Source organism: Buttiauxella sp. AC142 (assembly GCF_979253435.1).
The window spans coordinates 3,767,159-3,786,278 of the sequence record NZ_CEEDCH010000001.1 but is presented as its reverse complement, the minus strand read 5'-3'; the positions used below and the strand labels follow the sequence as shown (position 1 = coordinate 3,786,278).

The following is a 19,120-nucleotide window of genomic DNA, read 5'->3' as shown; positions in this document are numbered from 1 at the left end:
TTCATCATGATTTATGGTATTTTGTTAAATACCACTCCTCCATATATGTAAGAACAGAATTTTTTGAATGGTAGTGTTTTGGCTATAGAGTAAGAACTCATGTTTTTAGATTGTCCCCAAGAGAAAAGTTTAACATCAACCAATTCATTATCTGACGTATGTTCATCGGCTGGTTGCTGTGTATTCACAACAGTCACTTTACCATCCCAAACTATCCAGTGAGTTGGATATTGGCTATCAATGCCTTTAAGCATGCCATGATGGATCAACACAGCCACATGGTTAGTTTCGCCAACGTAGTGACTTAATTTTGCAACCATATTTTTTGGCCAGTGGAAAAGAGACATGTCATGAAAAATTACATCTGAGCCAACTGCTTTAACCCATTTTATAATACCCTCAGGCATGGTTAATCCACTCAATTCATTGTCAGGATTGTCATAATCTAAAAAAATATTTTCATCATCTCTTAAACTCGCCATAGATATCCAATCAATGGCGGGGACCCTGGTATCCCCCATACTTTCTGTATAATTGGTAGGATGGCATACACCTTTGGATGGAGTGATTGTTAGTTTACCTAAACTTGCTTCACCATTGTTCCACAGATCCTTTATATATTGGCTATATAGATCAGGACGATCTTTTAGCAAGGTATAAAAAAATGCTGCTGGACCGCAAATACTTGCATTTCCTTGGTCAGGAAATTGATAGTGCATAAAATCTACTGGTGATGGTTGAAACTTCAATCGTGCCGCCAGTTGCCGCTCTATTTTACTTTTCTCAAAGGGATCATTGGGGTCACCCACTGGAAACTGTGAATCAATAAAGATGCGATGACTGGAAATATTACAGATTTTATCGTAGTTTTTGCCCTGAGTCGTTTCACCTTTGCTGAATTTTTTATTCAGCACCGTCCAGTCGTGACTACTTCCTGAGTCGGAGAAAGATTTAATATAAATTTTATCCGTACAAACACCTGCACAATAGATATCGCAATAGGTAACAGGGAGTTCGGATGAGGAGCCTGTATAGTTCATACAGTGTAGCGAGGATTCACCTGATTGAGAAAATTTTGTTTCAGGTTCGGAGGAAATGACGTTATCGCGATCTGATGTATGACAAAGTTTAATAATATAGCTGTATCGACTGAAATCGATAGCGGAGCAGTCATCAATACCGACAGCTTTTACGGAGAATTTAGCATATATATTCATAGACTATAAAATGTCCTTTTGGTTGTTATCAAGTACCACATCAATATGTATATTTTCCATTTCCTCAGCCTGAAACACTTCAGTATATCCCTGTTTGTCTGTGGTGCCGTTGGTGGTACTGCCGTCCTTAAGAAATGCGATATATTTTTTTGTGATGAATGGTTTTTGCTCATCATCAGTAAGCTTGAAGCGTAACTGATAAGGTTCATTTTCATCTTTGTCGTCAGCGTTATCCTGGGGCGGAGGAATGTCAGAGTTCGGGTTGTTATTTTCTGGTGGCTGGGATTCTGGCTCTTCAGTACTCTTTGAAAATGCAGACTGATTTATCTCTGAATCTGCAAAACTTTGTCCTGCGTTGTTGATTTTAGCCAGAACATTCGCAGTTGGAGGTGTGATTTTGACTATGCCACGCAGATTAATAACGGGGGCGTCAATGGTTATCCCCGAGCCATCTATGCTGATCCTCCCCATCGGCCCCTGAATATCAATTTTTTCATTACCTTTCAGAATTATTTTTTTTGCCTGAGTGGTATTTTCCTTTCCGGTTAAAATAGTTTCTTTACCTTCAGTTAACCGCGAGTAGTCGCCTGCAATTTCATTATGAAAGTTGGCATGGGAATATTCCTCGCGATGTGTCTTTACATCCAGATGCCAGCCACCTTTGATCGTTGTATGCCGATCTCTTTCTACGACGATAGTATCGTCGCGCCCTACAGATAGTCGCTGATCGTTACCAATACATTTTTCTCTGTCATGCTGAACATTGTAAAACTGATCGTTCAGCACCACAGTCTGCATGTCCTTCTGGGCATGCATCGACAGCAGTTCCTGGCCGGTCTGATCGTCAAACATTAATTCGTTGTAGCCACTGCCCTTATACGTCTGCGAGCGTATCGCCATCTGGGTTTTGGTTCCCGGCAGGTCGCCCGGGGAGCGGTTAGCGGCGTGGTAGGTGCGCCCGGTAATGATTGGCTGGTCCGGGTCGCCATTGAGGAAATCGACAATCACTTCCTGGCCGACGCGCGGGATGGCGATGTTGCCGAAGCCGGTGCCTGCCCACGCCTGGGAGACGCGCACCCAGCACGAGCTTTCTTCGTTGCTTTTGTTATAGCGGTCCCAGGCAAATTTCACCGTCACGCGCCCGTGTTCGTCGCAGTAGATTTCTTCCCCGGCCGGACCGGTGACAATGCCGATTTGCGGGCCGTCCACCAGCGGTTTCGGTAGCGGCGCCGGGCGCCAGGTTTGCGTGGCCGGGATAACATGGAAGCGGTTGGTGAGCGTGGTGCCCTGGCCGGCGCTGCCGATATGCGCCTGTGGCTGGCTGCCGGTCATCTCGCTCGACACCACCTGCCACGGGCTGTTTAAATCCTCGCGCGGATGGTCAGTGAGGGTGAACCAGCGCCCCGGCTGGAGCTGGGGGCAATTACTGGTGCCACTGGCAAAATCGACGTTATTGCGCCAGCCGTCCATCTGATATTTCGCAAAATCCGCCCCGTGCTGTTCATCCTTAAAACGCCCCGGATAGTCAAAAATTTCATAGTCCGGGCGTTGATACGACAGGTCTGCGCCTTCTTCTTGGTACTGCGCCTGCCAGCCGGGCGCGGTGAAGGTGTAATCCTTCATGGTGACTTTCGCCGGGCGGATTTGCGCGCTGCGGCAAAAGGTGTTGATGCAGTAGGTGGACGATTCAGAGGCGGCATTCGGGTTATAGGGGAACGCCCCGAGGCCGCGCAGGTTGCAGCGGTCATCGGTGAAAGTCAGTTTCTGGTCGCTGTCATCGAGATATTCATCCTCGAAGAAAAAAATGCCTTCTTCGGCGGCGAGACGGGCGATGAAATCGTAATCCGACTCCATAAACTGCACGCAGAATTCGCGCGCCGGATGCGGGCGGCGAAACAGCGCGTCATGCGTGCGGATACGCATTTCTTTCAGCAACTTTGCGAAGATGTACTGGATGTCGTAGTTCTGAAAACTGCGGCAGTTCTGCCGCTGTGAACTGCGCCAGAACTCCGGGCGTACCGTCATGCGGTAGAGCGTCTGGTGCTTGCCACTGTCACCCTGTTCGCAGAAGGTGACAATACCCCGCACCCGGCGCTTAATCACGTCACCCTGCCAGATGGTGAGCAACGCGTATTCGTCGAGAATGGCTTTAAAGCCAATCGCCGGGTCATTGCAGGCCACGGTGATATCCAGAGTGAATAGCGAAGAGAGAGACTGCTTTAATTTAAAGCCCACCACCGCAAAGGTGTCCGCCGGAGTGCGCCCCGCGGTGAAGGTAAAGCGGGTGCCGTCAGTGGCCATGATGTTATTCCCTCAACAAATTGATGAATCATTGATATGAATCGATAAATTTTTTCGATTCATAAGTCAGATAAATATAATTAAATCAATGCGATAGAATAGTGAAAATAAACTGAACGAAGGGAAGTAACAGTGATCGATATCACATGCAGGAAGTAGTAAAACAGACAGATTCTATGCGGAATAGTACTGGCATTTATTCAGTTGGAGAGACGAATAAACACCAGTTAGTAAAACCAGATATGAAATTAAGAGAGTTTTATGAAGCGATAGCCGTTTCACCATCACCGACATCTTTCCGGCGATTGGATGGCTGAACGAAGGTCGTTTTGTCTTCCCAGCGCAAGCAAGTTAGCTCACCACCCCAGCAGCAGCCGGTATCAAGCCCGTATATACCCTCTGGCGTGCCTTTGCCTTCCAGCGATGCCCAGTGCCCGAAGATAACGGAATACTCAGCAGTGACAGGACCAGAGATGGCAAACCACGGTTTCAGTGGTGCAGGTGCGCTTTCTGGCGTGTCTTTGCAGTACATATCCAACTGGCCATTCGGGAAGCAATAACGCATGCGGGTTAGCGAGTTGGTAATGAAACGCAGACGGGCTAATCCTGAAAGTTCCGGTGACCAGTTGTTTGGCATATCGCCATACATTGCGTCGAGGAAAAGCGGATAGCTGTCGCTGGATAGCACGGCTTCGACATCACGCGCACAGGCCATGGCGGTATTTAAATCCCACTGCGGCGTAATTCCGGCGTGAGCCATCACCAGTTTTTTCTCTTCATCAACCTGAATCAGAGGCTGGCGGCGCAACCAGTTAAGCAGTTCGTCGGCATCTGGCGCTTCCAGCAATTGGGAAACGCGATCTTTCGGTTTATTACGGCTGATACCGGCATAAACCGCCAGAAGATGGAGATCGTGATTACCGAGAACAATTCGCACGCTATCACCCAGTCCACGCACGTAACGCAGGACTTCAAGCGAGCCAGGCCCACGCGCGACGAGATCGCCCGTAAGCCATAAAATATCTTTGCCAGGCGTAAACTCGACCTGTTGCAGCAGGGCTACCAGTTCATCGTAACAGCCGTGAACGTCGCCAATCAGGTATGTAGACATCGTATCAATGAATGAAGGCTGGAATAGCCAGACGGAATACGGGAATAGCGACACGGAAGGCATCGCCCTGAGAGTCGACCATTTCGTAATGGCCTTGCATGGTGCCAAGCGGTGTTTCAAGCACGGCACCGCTTGTGTAGCTGTATTCGTTGCCCGGTTCAATATGCGGTTGGACGCCAATCACGCCCTCGCCCTGAACTTCAGTTTCATGGCCGTTGCCGTTGGTGATAAGCCAGTAACGGCCAAGCAACTGAACCGGTGTTCGCCCCAGGTTACGAATGGTGACGGTATAAGCAAAGACGAAACGTTCGTTCTCAGGTGAGGACTGCGATTCGATATAAACGCTTTGTACCTGAATGCATACGCGGGGCGAATTCAACATCGTTAACTCTCCTTCGGCTGCTGCTGTGGGTGCTCAGCCAAATAGTTTGCCAGTTGGCAATACTGTGCGACTGAGATGTTCTCAGCACGCAGGGTTGCATCGATTCCCAGCTCCGCCATCACTTCAGGACTGAATAGATGACCAAGGCTATTACGAATCGTCTTGCGGCGTTTATTAAATGCTTCAGTGGTGATGCGGCTTAACACGCGCAGCTCTTTCACTGGGTTTGGTATTACTGCATGTGGAACCAGGCGCACAACGGCTGAATCAACCTTTGGTGCAGGGGTGAAGGCCGTTGGTGGCACTTCAAGCACTGGGATCACGTTGCAATAATATTGCGCCATAACCGATAAGCGACCATACGCTTTACAGTTCGGGCCAGCAACTAAACGGTTTACCACCTCTTTTTGCAGCATAAAGTGCATGTCTGCAATGGCATCAGTATAGCTAAAGAGATGGAACATCAATGGCGTGGAGATGTTATACGGCAGGTTGCCAAATACGCGCAACGGCTGACCGATTTTTTGCGACAGCTCTCCAAAATCCATGGTCATGGCATCTTGCTGATAAATAGTCAGCTTCGGAGCCAGGAACGGATGCGTTTGCAGGCGTGCTGCAAGGTCGCGGTCCAGTTCGATGACGGTCATTTCATCCAGGCGTTCACCCACAGGCTCGGTTAATGCGCCGAGGCCGGGGCCGATTTCAACCATCGCCTGGCCTTTTTGCGGGTTAATTGCAGAGACAATACTGTCGATAACGAACTGGTCATTAAGGAAGTTTTGTCCAAAACGTTTACGGGCTAAATGGCCCTGGTGGACACGAGTATTCATTGAGTATTAACAATCATTTTGATGGCGAGATTAAGCGCCGTAATAAAACTGCCGACCTCGGCTTTCCCCTGACCGGCTAGTTCTAGCGCGGTTCCATGGTCAACCGAAGTGCGGATAAAAGGTAAGCCTAGCGTGATATTCACCGCGCGACCAAAGCCCTGGTATTTGAGTACCGGCAAACCTTGATCGTGGTACATCGCCAGTACTGCGTCGGCATTATCGAGATATTTAGGCTGGAATAGCGTATCTGCCGGAAGCGGCCCAGAGAGTTTCATCCCTTTAGCGCGCATTTCATTCAGTACTGGAATGATGGTATCAATTTCTTCCGTACCCATGTGGCCGCCTTCCCCGGCATGGGGGTTAAGGCCACAAACCAACACGTGAGGCTCGGCGATACCAAACTTGGTTTGCAGGTCATGATACAGGATGGTGATTATCTGGCGTAATAAATCTGGCGTTATTGCATCAGAAATCGCTTTCAGTGGCAGATGCGTGGTCGCAAGTGCCACACGCAATTCTTCCGTTGCCAGCATCATCACGACTTTTTCGCTGTGCGATCGCTCTTCAAAAAATTCGGTGTGACCGATAAACGGGATCCCGGCATCGTTAATAATGCCTTTGTGCACCGGCCCGGTGATCAGTGCGGCAAATTCGCCGTTAATACAACCATCACAAGCACGCGCCAGCATCTCTACGACATAGGCACTGTTTCTGACATCCAATTGTCCAGGGACGACAGGAGCGCGTAATTCGATGGGAAGAACGGTGAGCGAGCCAGCCACTTGTGGGCTTGCCGGAGTGCCAGGTTGGTAAGTTTTGATATTGAGAGGAAGGCCGAGTAGGGCAGCACGTTCCTGGAGGAGTTCAGGCGAAGCAGCGACAACCATTTCTATGGGCCAGTCGCGGCTTGCCAGCGCGATGACCAGGTCGGGGCCAATCCCGGCGGGTTCGCCGGGAGTGATGACCACGCGATGGGTATTAGCCATTGCTACCGATAACTTTCACGTAGGCAGAAGCACGTTGTTCCTGCATCCAGGTTTGCGCTTCTTCAGAGAACTTACGGTTGAACAGCATACGATATGCACGATCTTTCTGTGCAGCATCGGTCTTATCAACGTTGCGAGTATCCATAAGTTCAATCAAATGCCAGCCAAATGAAGAGTGAACCGGTGCGCTCAACTCGCCTTTATGCATTTTTGACAGTGCATCACGGAACGCCGGATCGTAGATATCTGTTGCCGCCCAGCCCAAATCCCCGCCCTGGTTAGCAGAGCCTGGATCTTCAGAGAAGGATTTTGCTGCCTCTGCGAAGGTGGTTTTGCCGCTCTTGATATCAGCCGCAATCTGATTCAGTTTCGCACGAGCTTGATCGTCACTCATAATAGGTGAGGATTTCAGCAAGATGTGACGAGCATGAACTTCAGTCACAGAAATGCTCTGGCTCTGGCCACGCAAATCGTTAACTTTCAGGATGTGGAAACCCACGCCTGAACGAATCGGACCGATGACATCACCTTTTTTCGCCGTGCTTAAAGCCTGAGCGAAAATAGACGGCAACTCTTGAATACGTCCCCAGCCCATTTGGCCGCCTTTCAGCGCCTGTTGGTCAGCAGAGTAGGTGATTGCCAGCTTGCCGAAATCCGCACCGCTTTGGGCTTGTGAAGCGATATCACGCGCTTGTTTTTCCGCATCATCGACCTGAGTAGATGTTGGGTTTTCAGGCAATGGAATCAGGATGTGGCTTAAATTCAACTCGGTGCTGCTGTCGTTTTGGCTGCCCACTTGTTGTGCCAGAGCATCAACTTCTTGTGGCAGAATCGAGACGCGGCGACGAACTTCGTTATTACGCACTTCCGAAATGGTCATTTCTTTGCGGATTTGAGCACGGTAGCTGTTGTAATTAACACCGTCATACGCCAAACGACTGCGCATCTGGTCCATACTCATTTTGTTCTGTGCCGCGATATCAGCAATGGCTTTATCCACCTGCTCATCGGTCACTTTAACGCCCATTTTTTGACCCATCTGCAACATGATTTGATCCATGATGAGACGTTCCAAAATTTGATGACGCAGAGTGGCATCGTCAGGAAGTTGTTGGCCGGCTTGTTGAGCACCTTGTTTCACTGACTGCATCATGCCGTCAACGTCACTTTCCAGTACCACACCGTTGTTCACTACGGCTGCAACTTTATCGACCACTTGTGGGGCCGCGAAAGAGGTATTCGCCGCCAGGACGAAACCGAGAAGCAGCGTTCTCCAATTCTTCATACTTTTTCCATTTACTTAGCCGCAAAGCGGACTGCGATTTCTAGTCAAAGTGAATTACATCGAGCTCTGATAAGGCAGAATGTTAGAACGCAACATCTGCTGAGTGCCCAGGCCGTAGTTGGAACTCAGGCCACGTAACTCGATGTTAAAGCCAATTACGTTATCGTATTTGCTTTCGTTGTTTTCCCAGCCGTTAATTTTACGCTCGTAACCGACACGAATCGCATAACAGCAAGAGTTGTACTGCACTGCCAGCATGGAGTCAGCGGTTTGTTGCGCATTGGTGTCGTAGTAATACGCACCAACGACAGACCAACGGTCAACCACAGGCCAGCTCGCCGTCATCCCAACTTGTGAAATACCTTCTTTGTACTGGCTCGCCGTTGCAAAACTTGGCAGCGTCGCTTGAATGTATTCCGGGCTGGCATAACGGTAGTTCAACTGCAGCAGACGATCGTTATCTTTGCGATATTCAACAACACCATTACCTGTTGCGACATTATCAAGACGCGTGTCGTACTGTAGACCACCGCGAAGACCCCAACGGTCGGTCATGCGCCAATAGGTATCACCAGCCCAGACCATCGATCCCGTTTTCTTGTCTTTTTCCCACTCAATATTGTCATCGCCAGTGCGGGACTGAGTGAAGTAGTAGATTTGACCCACAGAAACGTTAAAACGTTCAACTGCGGCATCATCATAAATACGAGAGGTTACACCGGTAGTGACCTGATTTGCTGAGGCAATACGGTCAAGACCACCGTATGTCTTGTCACGGAATAAACCGCTGTAATCAGACTGCAACAGTGAGGAGTCGTAGTTATTGATGTTGCTCTGATCACGATACGGCACGTACAAATACTGCACACGCGGTTCAAGCGTTTGTTCCCAACCGGCAGCCGAATCCATTGCACGGTCGAAAATCAGCTTTCCGTCCATTTTGAATTGAGGCAATACGCGGTTAACCGACGATTCTAACTTGCTGTTAGGGTTGACGTTTTTCTGATATTTTTCAAGATTATCTTGCTGATAATGCGTCGCCATCAATTTGGCTTCGGTATTCAGACTTGCCCAGCCGTTAGACAGGGGCAGGCTGATGACCGGCTCAATATGAAGACGGGTGGCCTCTGGCTGATTATCACTCACGTTGGTGAAATGAACCGCCTGGCCATAAATGCGAGTATCAAACGGCCCAACATCGTTTTGATAGTAATTCATATCCAGCTGCGGTTGCGCGCTGTATGAATTATTGTTCTGCTGAGACTCAAAGATCTGGAACTGTTTAGTAGACAGCGTGGCGTCGAAGTTTTCATTCGCGTAGCCGACGCTGAATTTTTGCGTGGCGTAGCCGTCGGTACTGGAACCGTATTTCGAATCAAAGTCGTTGAAGTAACTTGGATCGCTGACCTTGGTGTAGTCGATGTTAAAACGCCACACCTGATCCATTACGCCACTGTGGTTCCAGTAGAACAACCAGCGTCGCTCATCACCGCTTGGGTTCTTAGCTACATCGTCTTTGTATTCATCATCAGATAACAGGTAATCGAATTCCATTAAACCTGCACCCGCTTGGGTCAGGTAACGGAATTCGTTCTGCCACTGCATGCCACGCTCTTCCATGTAATGCGGAGTGATGGTGGCATCAAAGTTTGGCGCGATGTTCCAGTAATACGGCAGCGTGAACTCAAGGCCGCTATTGGAACTGTATTTCGCATTGGGAATAAGGAAACCGGAGCGACGTTTATCGCCAATCGGTAATTGCAAATAAGGGCTGTAGAACACAGGAACTGGCCCGATTTTAAAACGAGCATTCCAGATTTCAGCGAGTTCTTCTTCTCTATCCTGAATAACTTCACTTCCCACAACGCTCCAGGTATTAGAACCCGGTAAGCAGGAAGTAAATGTGCCATTTTCCAGAATGGTATAGCGATTATTGCCGCGCTGTTTCATCAAATCTGCGGTACCACGACCCTGGCGGTCTACCATTTGGTAGTCACCATCCCAGACGTTAGTATCTTTGGTGTTCAGATTCGACCAGGCTTTTGGCCCTTTAAGAATCACCTGATTATCGTCGTAATGGACGTTGCCAACGGCATCGACGGTACGAATAGGCTCGGGCTGACCTTCAACCTGTTTCTGATGCAGGAGAACTTCGTCAGATTGCAGGCGGCTGTTGCCTTGTTGAATATCTACATTGCCACTGAACACTGCGTCGTCAGGATAATTTCCTTTTGCGTGATCGGCATTTATAGTGACAGGCAGGTTGTTGGTGTCGCCTTGAATTAATGGGCGATTGTAACTTGGCACACCAAGCATACACTGCGACGCAAGATCGGCAGCCATACCTTGTTGACTATATAGCGCTGCGCCAATCAAGATGGCCAGCAAGGTGGGAATACGTTTTTTCATACGTGTTATTCGTTGTTCCATCATCAATGGCTTAGCGTCGGCAAACGGTCAGAGACTAACTTACTCATCACCACAGCGCTAGTGTTAATCCTGTCCGTTTAGCAGTCTGCCGTTAGGCACCGCTATCAATGACGGGTATGATAAAGCAAATTCTAGCCGACGGCATGACAATTTGGGGAGTATATGCAGTATTGGGGAAAAGTACTCGGTGTCGCAATAGCACTAATTATGGGCGGTGGCTTCTGGGGTGTGGTGTTTGGGTTACTGATTGGTCATGCCATCGATAAGGTGCGTAGCCGTCGTCAATCCTGGTTTTCTAACCAACAACAGCGCCAGTCACTGTTTTTTAGCACTACATTTGAAGTCATGGGCCATTTGACCAAGTCAAAAGGGCGCGTAACGGAAGCCGATATCCAGATAGCTTCGCTATTAATGGATCGTATGCAGTTACATGGTGATGCGCGAAGTGCCGCACAGCATGCTTTCCGCGTCGGTAAAGAAAATGGCTATCCGTTGCGTGAAAAAATGCGCCAGCTTCGCAGCGTCTGCTTCGGACGTTTTGACCTGATTCGGATGTTTCTTGAAATTCAAATTCAGGCGGCGTTTGCTGATGGATCTTTGCATCCGAACGAACGAGAAGTGTTGTACGTCATTGCCGAAGAACTCGGCATTTCACGCATACAGTTCGATCAGTTCTTACGCATGATGGAAGGTGGGCAGCAGTTTGGTGGCGGTTACAACCAGTCGCAAGGCGGTTTCCAGCAGCAACGTGGGCCAACGCTTGAAGATGCCTGCAATGTGCTGGGCGTCAAAAGTAGCGACGACGCCACAATCATTAAGCGTGCGTATCGTAAGTTGATGAGCGAGCATCACCCGGACAAACTGGTGGCTAAAGGTCTTCCGCCAGAAATGATGGAAATGGCCAAGCAGAAAGCGCAGGAAATCCAGAAAGCGTACGATCTGATAAAGACGGCGAAAGGATTTAAGTAAGAGAAGAGACCCTCACCCCGGCCCTCTCCCTCAGGGAGAGGGGGAAAACCGGACAATACCCTCTCCTGTGGGAGAGGGTTAGGGTGAGGGGATTTAGAAATCAGCCGGAGCGCGGAACGTCATGGGTGTTCCATACTCAGGGTGAGTGATAGTCAGCATTTCCGCATGGAGCTGCAAACGCGGCGCCATCGCTAACGCCTCAGGTGACGCGTAAAAACGATCGCCCAGAATCGGGTGTCCCGTTGCCAACATATGCACGCGCAACTGATGTGAGCGCCCGGTAATCGGTTTTAGCAGCACACGAGCGGTGTTATCCGCCGCGTACTCCAGCACCTGATATTCCGTCTGTGCTGCTTTGCCGGTTTCATAACACACTTTCTGTTTTGGCCTGTTTGGCCAGTCACAAATAAGCGGTAAATCTACCAGCCCCTCTTCTGGCTGAGGATGACCCCAAACCCGCGCCACATACTGTTTCTTCGGCTCACGTTCACGGAACTGGCGTTTCAGTTCGCGCTCTGCTGCTTTAGTCAGCGCCACGGCAATCACGCCGCTGGTAGCCATATCCAGACGATGCACTGATTCTGCCTGCGGGAAGTCGCGCTGAATACGCGTCATCACGCTGTCTTTATGCTCATCCAGACGGCCTGGTACCGACAATAAGCCCGAAGGCTTATTGACGACCATGATGTGCTCATCCTGATACAGAATGACCAGCCAGGGATCAGTGGGTGGGTTATAGGGTTCCATTAACATTATTGGTGTGTCACCACGATCAAACGCAGTGCATCCAGACGCCAGTTGGCCTGCGCAAGGCTTTCCAGCACTTGTAGACGGTTGCTTTCGATGGCTTCGAGTTCGTCATCACGAATGTTCGGGTTAACCGCTTTCAGCGCTTCCAGACGGGAAAGTTCAGAACTCAGCTTCTCATCTGCTTCTTCGCGTGCCGCTTTGATCAACACCTGCGCAGCCGCTTCCACTTTCTCTTCTGCCAGTTGCAAAATCGCGTGAACATCTTGCTGAACGGCGTTCACCAATTTGCTGCCAGTATGACGATTCACGGTGCTTAACTGGCGGTTAAAGCTTTCAAACTCGACCTGAGCCGCAAGGTTAGTGCCGTTTTTATCAACCAGCATGCGCACCGGAGTCGGCGGCAGGAAGCGATTAAGTTGCAGCTGTTTAGGCGCTTTCGCTTCAACGACATACACCAGTTCCAGCAGTAAGGTCCCCACCGGCAGCGCTTTGTTTTTCAACAAAGACAGTGCGCAGCTACCGGTATCGCCGGACAGAATCAAATCCAGGCCGTTGCGAATGATTGGGTGCTCCCAGGTGACAAACTGCGCATCTTCACGAGACAACGCCACTTCACGTTCAAACGTAATCGTGCAACCGTCTTCCGGCAGGCCAGGGAAATCCGGCACCAGCATGTGATCGCCAGGCGTCAGTACCACCATGTTGTCGCCGCGATCGTCCTGATTAATGCCGACAATATCGAACAAGTTCAGGGCGAAGCTGACCAGATTAGTGTCGTTATCCTGCTCAGAAATGGCCTGCGCCAACGCCTGTGATTTTTCACCGCCGTTGGAGTGGATTTCCAGCAGGCGGTCACGGCCTTGCTCAAGTTGCAGCTTCAACGCATCGTGTTGTTCGCGGCACAGCTTGATAAGCGCATCGAAACCATCGGTATTTTCCGGTGCGGCCAGGAACTCAATCAGTTGCGGATAAACGTTATCGTAAATCGCACGGCCAGTCGGGCAAGTGTGCTCGAAAGCATCCAGCCCTTCATGGAACCACTTCACCAGTACCGATTGCGCGGTTTTTTCCAGATAAGGGACGTGAATCTGAATATCGTGCGCCTGACCGATACGGTCCAGACGGCCAATACGCTGCTCCAGCAAGTCCGGGTTAAATGGCAAATCGAACATTACCAGGTTGCTTGCAAACTGGAAGTTACGCCCTTCGGAACCAATCTCAGAGCACAGCAATACCTGTGCGCCGGTATCTTCTTCGGCAAACCAGGCTGCGGCCCGGTCACGCTCGATAATCGACATTCCTTCATGGAACACGGCAGCACGAATACCTTCGCGTTCACGCAGCACTTGCTCAAGCTGCAAGGCGGTGGTGGCTTTGGCACAAATCACCAACACTTTTTGCGAACGGTGGCTGGTCAGGTGGCCCATCAGCCATTCAACACGCGGGTCGAAGTTCCACCAGGTGCCAGTATCGCCTTCAAATTCCTGATAAATCTGCTCCGGATAAAGCATATCGCGGGCGCGTTCTTCTACCGATTTGCGTGCCGCCATAATGCCGGACACTTTAATCGCGGTTTGATACTGCATTGGCAGCGGCAAACGGATGGTATGCAGTTCGCGTTTCGGGAAACCTTTGACGCCATTACGGGTGTTACGGAACAACACGCGACTGGTCCCGTGGCGGTCCATCAGCATGGAAATCAGTTCCTGACGCGCAGCATCGCTGCCTTCACGGTTACTGTTCGCAGTTTGCAGCAGAGGCTCGATATCCTGCTCGCCAATCAACTCACTCAGCATATTGAGCTGATCGTTGGTCAGGTGGTTACCTGCCAGCAATAATGCAACGGCATCTGCTACCGGGCGGTAGTGTTGCTGTTCTTCAACAAACTGCTCGAAATCGTGGAAACGGCTTGGGTCCAGCAAACGCAGGCGTGCGAAGTGGCTTTCCATACCTAACTGCTCAGGCGTTGCGGTTAACAGCAGGATGCCCGGAACATGCTCGGCGAGTTGCTCGATCGCCTGATATTCACGGCTAGGCGCATTCTCGCTCCACACTAAATGGTGCGCTTCATCGACAACCATCAAATCCCATTCGGCTTCGCACAGGTGTTCAAGACGTTGCTTGCTGCGACGCACGAAATCCAGAGAACAGATAACCAGTTGTTCTGTTTCGAATGGGTTATCACTGTCGTGCTGGGCTTCTGCGTAACGCTCGTCATCAAACAGCGAGAAACGCAAGTTAAAGCGGCGCAGCATTTCAACCAGCCACTGGTGTTGCAGAGTTTCCGGAACGACGATCAATACGCGTTCAGCGCTGCCAGCCAGCAACTGCTGGTGCAAAATCATCCCGGCTTCGATGGTTTTACCCAAACCGACTTCATCAGCCAGCAACACGCGTGGCGCATGGCGACGACCCACGTCGTGAGCGATGTTCAACTGGTGCGGGATCAGGCTGGTGCGCATGCCGCGCAGGCCGCTCCACGGTTGGCGATACTGTTCGCTTTGGTAAACACGAGAGCGATAACGCAAGGCAAAACGATCCATACGGTCGATTTGCCCGGCAAAAAGACGGTCTTGTGGCTTGCTGAACACCAGTTTGCTGTCGAGGAATACTTCGCGCAGCATCGTGCCAGCTTCTTCTGTATCCAGACGGGTGCCAATATAGGCAAGCAAACCGTTTTCTTCTTTAACTTCATCAACTTTGAGTTGCCAGCCTTCATGACTGGTGACGGTATCACCCGGGTTAAACATCACGCGTGTGATAGGCGAGTCACTTCTGGAATACAGACGATTTTCACCGGTGGCAGGGTAGAGCAGGGTTACCATTCGCGTGTCTAAAGCGACCACGGTTCCCAGTCCCAGTTCGCTTTCGGTATCGCTGATCCAACGTTGACCAAGTGTAAAAGGCATAAGATTTCGGCTCTATTATCAGTTACTAAGATTTGCAGGCAATGGTAAAACGACCGCGCGCAGAGGGGGGCGGTAGTTCAAAAGTAGATTTAAGGATGATTCAGGAGGGCGCTATGGTACTGGAAGCCGACTGATTCGTCACCGTCAAAATAGACCTAATTGCCCTGTCATTAGTGTAGCAAAGTCATCCTCAAGGAAAGGTAAAATTCCTTCGGCGACTGGCTGGAGCTGGCGCGTCAGGTAGTGATCGTAGTCCAGGGGGGACTCTTGATAATCCACCGACTCAGGGCCGTTGGTTGTGATCACATACTTGATTGTCCCCCGGTTCTGATATTGCGGTGCGCGACCAAGCCGTTGATTATGCTCATCAGCCAGACGTGCAGCACGCACATGCGGTGGCACATTTTTCTGGTATTCACTGAGCGGACGACGCAGTCGTTTCCGATAAATCAGCTGCTCGTCCAGCTCACCCGCCATCAAGCTTGCAATGGTTTCGCGGATGTAATCCTGATACGGCTCGTTACGGAAAACCCGTAAATAAAGTGTTTTCTGGAACTCCTGTGCCAGCGGTGTCCAGTCCGTGCGCACGGTTTCCAATCCTTTAAACACCATGCGCTGCTTGCCATTTTCCTGAATCATTCCGGCGTAGCGCTTTTTGGAACCTTCAACCGTGCCGCGAATAGTCGGCATCAGGAAGCGGCAAAAGTGCGATTCAAACTCCAGCTCAAGTTTGCTGTCGAGTTGCTGAGTTTCTTGCAGATGCGCTTTCCACCACGCATTCACATGGTTCATCAACTGCTGGCCGATGCGAGCGGCATCTTCCTCGGAATGGGCTTTTTTGAGCCACACGAAGGTGGAATCCGTGTCCCCGTAAATCACGTCATAACCCTGAGATTCGATCAACGCTTTAGTTTGCAGCATGATCTGATGCCCGCGCATGGTGATCGACGACGCAAGGCGAGGATCGAAGAAACGGCAGGCGCTGGTGCCCAATACCCCATAAAATGCATTCATAATGATCTTCAACGCCTGCGACAGAGGCTTATTGCCGTGTCGTTTTGCTTCATCGCGACCCGACCAGATTTGCCCGACAATCTCTGGCAGGCAATGTGTGGTCCTGGAGAAATGCGCACCAAGAAAACCCTCTACAGAATGTTCAGGGTCAGGCTGTGCCATTCCTTCAACCAGCCCAACTGGATCGATGAGAAACGTGCGGATGATCGACGGATAAAGGCTTTTGTAATCGAGCACTAACACCGAGTCATAAAGCCCAGGCCGCGAGTCCATCACATATCCGCCAGGGCTTGCCTGAGGCGGTACCTCGCCGAGATTGGGCGCAACGTAACCGGCGCGATGCATGCGAGGTATATAAAGGTGGCCAAATGCTGCAACGGAACCGCCATGTTTATCCAGCGGCAAACCGTTCACTGTGGCGCGCTCCAGCAAGAATGGCATCAGCTCGGTTTTGTGGAAAATCCGCGTGACCAGTTCGCAGTCTTTGAGATTATATTTCGCCAGTGCGGGCTTATCTTCGGCAAAACGGCGGTCAATTTCGTCCATGCGCTGCCAGGGATTATCAATAGATTTACCTTCGCCAAGCAATTCCTGAGAAACTGACTCAAGAGAAAAAGAGGAGAAATTCCAGAAGGCAGAGCGCAATGCTTCGATGCCATCAATAATGACCCGTCCGGCGGCTTGCGCGAAGAAAACCCCTTTTTTGAAGCCGTGCTCGCGCCACTCCAGAATGCTGTTTTCACGCCCAAGACGCAGCGGGACCTGGTAACGTTCGGACATTTTTTGCAGTACCCGCAAATCGAACTGCACCACGTTCCAGCCAATCAAAACATCTGGGTCATGTTCAGCAAACCAGGCATTCAGCTTTTCGAGCATTAGCGGACGGCTGGCGACATATTCCAGTGTGAAATCCAGACCACTCGCGTCCCCATTTTCCGGGCCAAGCATATAAACGATACGCTGGCCGCAGCCTTCGAGACCGATACAATACAGTTCGCCATGGCGAGTGGTTTCAATATCCAACGACACCCATTTCAACGGCGGACGATAATCCGGCGCGGGTTTCAGCTTCGTTTCAACCACCAGATTATTTTTTTGTTCGCCACTAAACCAGACGGGGGCGGTAATAAAGCGCTCCATCAAAAAGCGTTCGGGCGGGCGAATATCGGCTTCGTAAACCTTAACGCCGCCATCACGCAATAACTTTTCGATACGCATTAACTGCCGATGCTGACGGCAGTACAAACCGCAGACGGGCTGGCGATGGAAATCTTTAAGCGGCAGTGGGGTGAGGCGATACTGGCTTTCGTTTGCGAGCAGGCGTGTCGCTTCGGCTTGTTGTGATTGCGGGATAAACGCCACGGATTCCTGGCGCGGCAGACGCACCTTCACCGGGCCATCATCCGTTGCCAGCCAAAATTCAACTTCGGTACCGAGCGGGGTATCTCGCCAGTGACGCGTAAGCAAGAAACCCTGACGAGCTTGTGACACGCTGCATTCTCATAAAAGAAAAAGTGGTCTGATTATAGACCACTTTAAGCTGGATTACTGATTTTATGTACAGTGAAAACGCGACGAACCAGGTATCCCGTATAGTAAAAACTCTCTCTGCTAATAAAACGCAGAAGAGCATATGTGCTCTTAATTTGGGATGTTTGTGTGGGTGAAGAAAAGGCCTCTATATTACTGTCTTTCGCCATGATGATGGCGCGTTTCATATGCAATGGATCGCTGATAATTAACGCATTATATAAATGATGTGAATCCATAATCTGTTTGGCATTGCTGAGATTTTCCCGCGTGACGCTGGATTTCTCTTCAAGCAAAACTATTTCGTCTGGAATGCCTTGCGACACAATATATCGCCTGGCAATTTCTGCATCGGAAATAGTATTACCGGGACTTATGCCGCCGGTTAAGATAATCGTTCCTACATAACCTTGCTGGTATATATAAGTTGCATGGTTGAGCCGTTCTCGAAAAACGGCTGAAGGGACGTGGTTATTGACGCCAGCCCCGAGAACAATGGCGCAATCAGCTGTGCGAGTTTCATCTCTTTGACTGAAAGTATAAATGGAGTTTGCTGTTATGCAGGCGATGCTTAATAGAAAACCCACTAATGCAATAAATATTCTTTTCTTCATTTTCTATTTGTACCTGAAGTTGCAGCAACTAGCACGACAACTTCAGGGGAATTTTACTGCCCGTAATAAGCCTTTGCACCATGCTTACGCAAATAATGTTTATCGAGTAATGTTTGCTGCATATCCGGTAATTCTGGCGTGAGCTGGCGGCAGAATATGCCCATATAGGCCACTTCTTCCAGCACGATGGCGTTATGCACCGCATCAACCGGATCTTTTCCCCAGGCAAATGGGCCATGGGAATGTACCAGCACGCCGGGCATTTGTGCGGCATCAATTCCACGTTCAGCAAAGGTTTTCACGATAACTTCGCCGGTTTGCCATTCGTAATCACCGTTGATCTCTTCATCGGTCATTTTGCGCGTGCAAGGTATGGTGCCGTAGAAATAATCCGCGTGAGTCGTGCCAGTGGCCGGAATGGATTTTCCAGCCTGTGCCCAGATAGTCGCGTGGCGTGAATGGGTGTGGACAATCCCGCCAATGTGCGGAAATTGCAGATACAGCAAGCGGTGAGTGGGGGTATCCGATGAAGGTTTTTTATTGCCTTCCAACACTTCGCCCGTTTCCAGGCTCACAACCACCATATCCTCAGCAGTCATCATGCTGTAATCGACACCGGAAGGTTTGATAATTAATACGCCACGTTCCCGATCAACCGCGCTGACGTTCCCCCAGGTCAGGGTGACCAGATTATGTTTCGGCAGCGCGAGATTGGCTTCCAGTACCTGACGTTTGAGTTGTTCTAACATATTTGATCCTTAGCTTGTTGAACCACCCTCACCCCGGCCCTCT

General features: G+C 50.2%; 14 protein-coding genes. 1 reads left to right on the top strand and 13 read right to left on the bottom strand.

Annotated features, from left to right (window positions below):
• Positions 1-11: 11 nt before the first annotated feature.
• The 8 genes from AC0IWZ_RS17525 to lptD form a co-directional block, all read right to left on the bottom strand.
• Complete coding sequence (locus tag AC0IWZ_RS17525; RefSeq protein WP_471678807.1) at positions 12-1,217, bottom strand: hypothetical protein; 1,206 nt, start codon at positions 1,215-1,217, stop codon at positions 12-14.
• Positions 1,218-1,220: 3 nt separating this feature from the next.
• Entirely contained in the window at positions 1,221-3,518 is a 2,298-nt protein-coding gene (locus AC0IWZ_RS17520; RefSeq protein WP_471678808.1) for a type VI secretion system Vgr family protein, read from the bottom strand.
• Positions 3,519-3,777: 259 nt separating this feature from the next.
• Positions 3,778-4,629 (bottom strand): bis(5'-nucleosyl)-tetraphosphatase (symmetrical) ApaH, encoded by an 852-nt coding sequence (apaH, locus tag AC0IWZ_RS17515; RefSeq protein WP_471678809.1) that lies wholly within the window; start codon positions 4,627-4,629, stop codon positions 3,778-3,780.
• Positions 4,630-4,633: 4 nt separating this feature from the next.
• Positions 4,634-5,011 (bottom strand): Co2+/Mg2+ efflux protein ApaG, encoded by a 378-nt coding sequence (gene apaG / locus AC0IWZ_RS17510; protein WP_034498452.1) that lies wholly within the window; start codon positions 5,009-5,011, stop codon positions 4,634-4,636.
• Between the two features lie 2 nt (positions 5,012-5,013).
• Positions 5,014-5,841, bottom strand: coding sequence for a 16S rRNA (adenine(1518)-N(6)/adenine(1519)-N(6))-dimethyltransferase RsmA (gene rsmA, locus AC0IWZ_RS17505; protein ID WP_410373724.1), 828 nt, complete (start codon positions 5,839-5,841; stop codon positions 5,014-5,016).
• Positions 5,838-6,827 (bottom strand): 4-hydroxythreonine-4-phosphate dehydrogenase PdxA, encoded by a 990-nt coding sequence (gene pdxA / locus AC0IWZ_RS17500; protein WP_471678810.1) that lies wholly within the window; start codon positions 6,825-6,827, stop codon positions 5,838-5,840. Before pdxA ends, rsmA begins: the two co-directional genes overlap by 4 nt.
• Entirely contained in the window at positions 6,820-8,112 is a 1,293-nt protein-coding gene (surA, locus tag AC0IWZ_RS17495) for a peptidylprolyl isomerase SurA (protein ID WP_471678811.1), read from the bottom strand. Before surA ends, pdxA begins: the two co-directional genes overlap by 8 nt.
• A gap of 54 nt (positions 8,113-8,166) precedes the next feature.
• Positions 8,167-10,521 (bottom strand): LPS assembly protein LptD, encoded by a 2,355-nt coding sequence (gene lptD, locus AC0IWZ_RS17490; protein WP_471678812.1) that lies wholly within the window; start codon positions 10,519-10,521, stop codon positions 8,167-8,169.
• A gap of 183 nt (positions 10,522-10,704) precedes the next feature.
• Between lptD and djlA the strand changes: the two genes are divergently transcribed.
• Positions 10,705-11,511 carry a co-chaperone DjlA gene (gene djlA, locus AC0IWZ_RS17485; RefSeq protein WP_034498441.1) on the top strand — a complete coding sequence of 269 codons (807 nt, stop codon included), beginning with the start codon at positions 10,705-10,707 and terminating at the stop codon, positions 11,509-11,511.
• 93 nt (positions 11,512-11,604) lie between these two features.
• On the opposite strand, the gene rluA is transcribed toward djlA, so the two are convergent.
• From rluA to araD, 5 genes are all read right to left on the bottom strand, one after another.
• Positions 11,605-12,264: a bifunctional tRNA pseudouridine(32) synthase/23S rRNA pseudouridine(746) synthase RluA gene (gene rluA / locus AC0IWZ_RS17480; RefSeq protein ID WP_471678813.1), complete on the bottom strand. Its 660-nt coding sequence runs from the start codon at positions 12,262-12,264 to the stop codon at positions 11,605-11,607.
• Entirely contained in the window at positions 12,264-15,170 is a 2,907-nt protein-coding gene (gene rapA / locus AC0IWZ_RS17475; RefSeq protein WP_034498427.1) for an RNA polymerase-associated protein RapA, read from the bottom strand. The genes rluA and rapA overlap by 1 nt, the downstream gene beginning before the upstream one ends.
• Before the next feature lie 144 nt (positions 15,171-15,314).
• Positions 15,315-17,675, bottom strand: a complete 2,361-nt coding sequence (gene polB, locus AC0IWZ_RS17470) for a DNA polymerase II (protein ID WP_471678814.1) — start codon at positions 17,673-17,675, stop codon at positions 15,315-15,317.
• A gap of 44 nt (positions 17,676-17,719) precedes the next feature.
• Positions 17,720-18,328: a YdcF family protein gene (locus AC0IWZ_RS17465; RefSeq protein ID WP_471678815.1), complete on the bottom strand. Its 609-nt coding sequence runs from the start codon at positions 18,326-18,328 to the stop codon at positions 17,720-17,722.
• 53 nt (positions 18,329-18,381) lie between these two features.
• Positions 18,382-19,077: an L-ribulose-5-phosphate 4-epimerase gene (gene araD / locus AC0IWZ_RS17460; RefSeq protein ID WP_471678816.1), complete on the bottom strand. Its 696-nt coding sequence runs from the start codon at positions 19,075-19,077 to the stop codon at positions 18,382-18,384.
• Between the last annotated feature and the right edge of the window lie 43 nt (positions 19,078-19,120).

Bases quoted from the DNA above. Each gene is read 5' to 3' on its own strand.
- apaH (WP_471678809.1), bottom strand. From the start codon at position 4,629: ATGTCTACATACCTGATTGGCGACGTTCACGGCTGTTACGATGAACTG.
- AC0IWZ_RS17525 (WP_471678807.1), bottom strand. From the start codon at position 1,217: ATGAATATATATGCTAAATTCTCCGTAAAAGCTGTCGGTATTGATGAC.
- djlA (WP_034498441.1), top strand. From the start codon at position 10,705: ATGCAGTATTGGGGAAAAGTACTCGGTGTCGCAATAGCACTAATTATG.
- rluA (WP_471678813.1), bottom strand. From the start codon at position 12,264: ATGTTAATGGAACCCTATAACCCACCCACTGATCCCTGGCTGGTCATT.
- rapA (WP_034498427.1), bottom strand. From the start codon at position 15,170: ATGCCTTTTACACTTGGTCAACGTTGGATCAGCGATACCGAAAGCGAA.
- surA (WP_471678811.1), bottom strand. From the start codon at position 8,112: ATGAAGAATTGGAGAACGCTGCTTCTCGGTTTCGTCCTGGCGGCGAAT.
- AC0IWZ_RS17520 (WP_471678808.1), bottom strand. From the start codon at position 3,518: ATGGCCACTGACGGCACCCGCTTTACCTTCACCGCGGGGCGCACTCCG.
- AC0IWZ_RS17465 (WP_471678815.1), bottom strand. From the start codon at position 18,328: ATGAAGAAAAGAATATTTATTGCATTAGTGGGTTTTCTATTAAGCATC.
- rsmA (WP_410373724.1), bottom strand. From the start codon at position 5,841: ATGAATACTCGTGTCCACCAGGGCCATTTAGCCCGTAAACGTTTTGGA.
- araD (WP_471678816.1), bottom strand. From the start codon at position 19,077: ATGTTAGAACAACTCAAACGTCAGGTACTGGAAGCCAATCTCGCGCTG.
- apaG (WP_034498452.1), bottom strand. From the start codon at position 5,011: ATGTTGAATTCGCCCCGCGTATGCATTCAGGTACAAAGCGTTTATATC.
- pdxA (WP_471678810.1), bottom strand. From the start codon at position 6,827: ATGGCTAATACCCATCGCGTGGTCATCACTCCCGGCGAACCCGCCGGG.
- lptD (WP_471678812.1), bottom strand. From the start codon at position 10,521: ATGAAAAAACGTATTCCCACCTTGCTGGCCATCTTGATTGGCGCAGCG.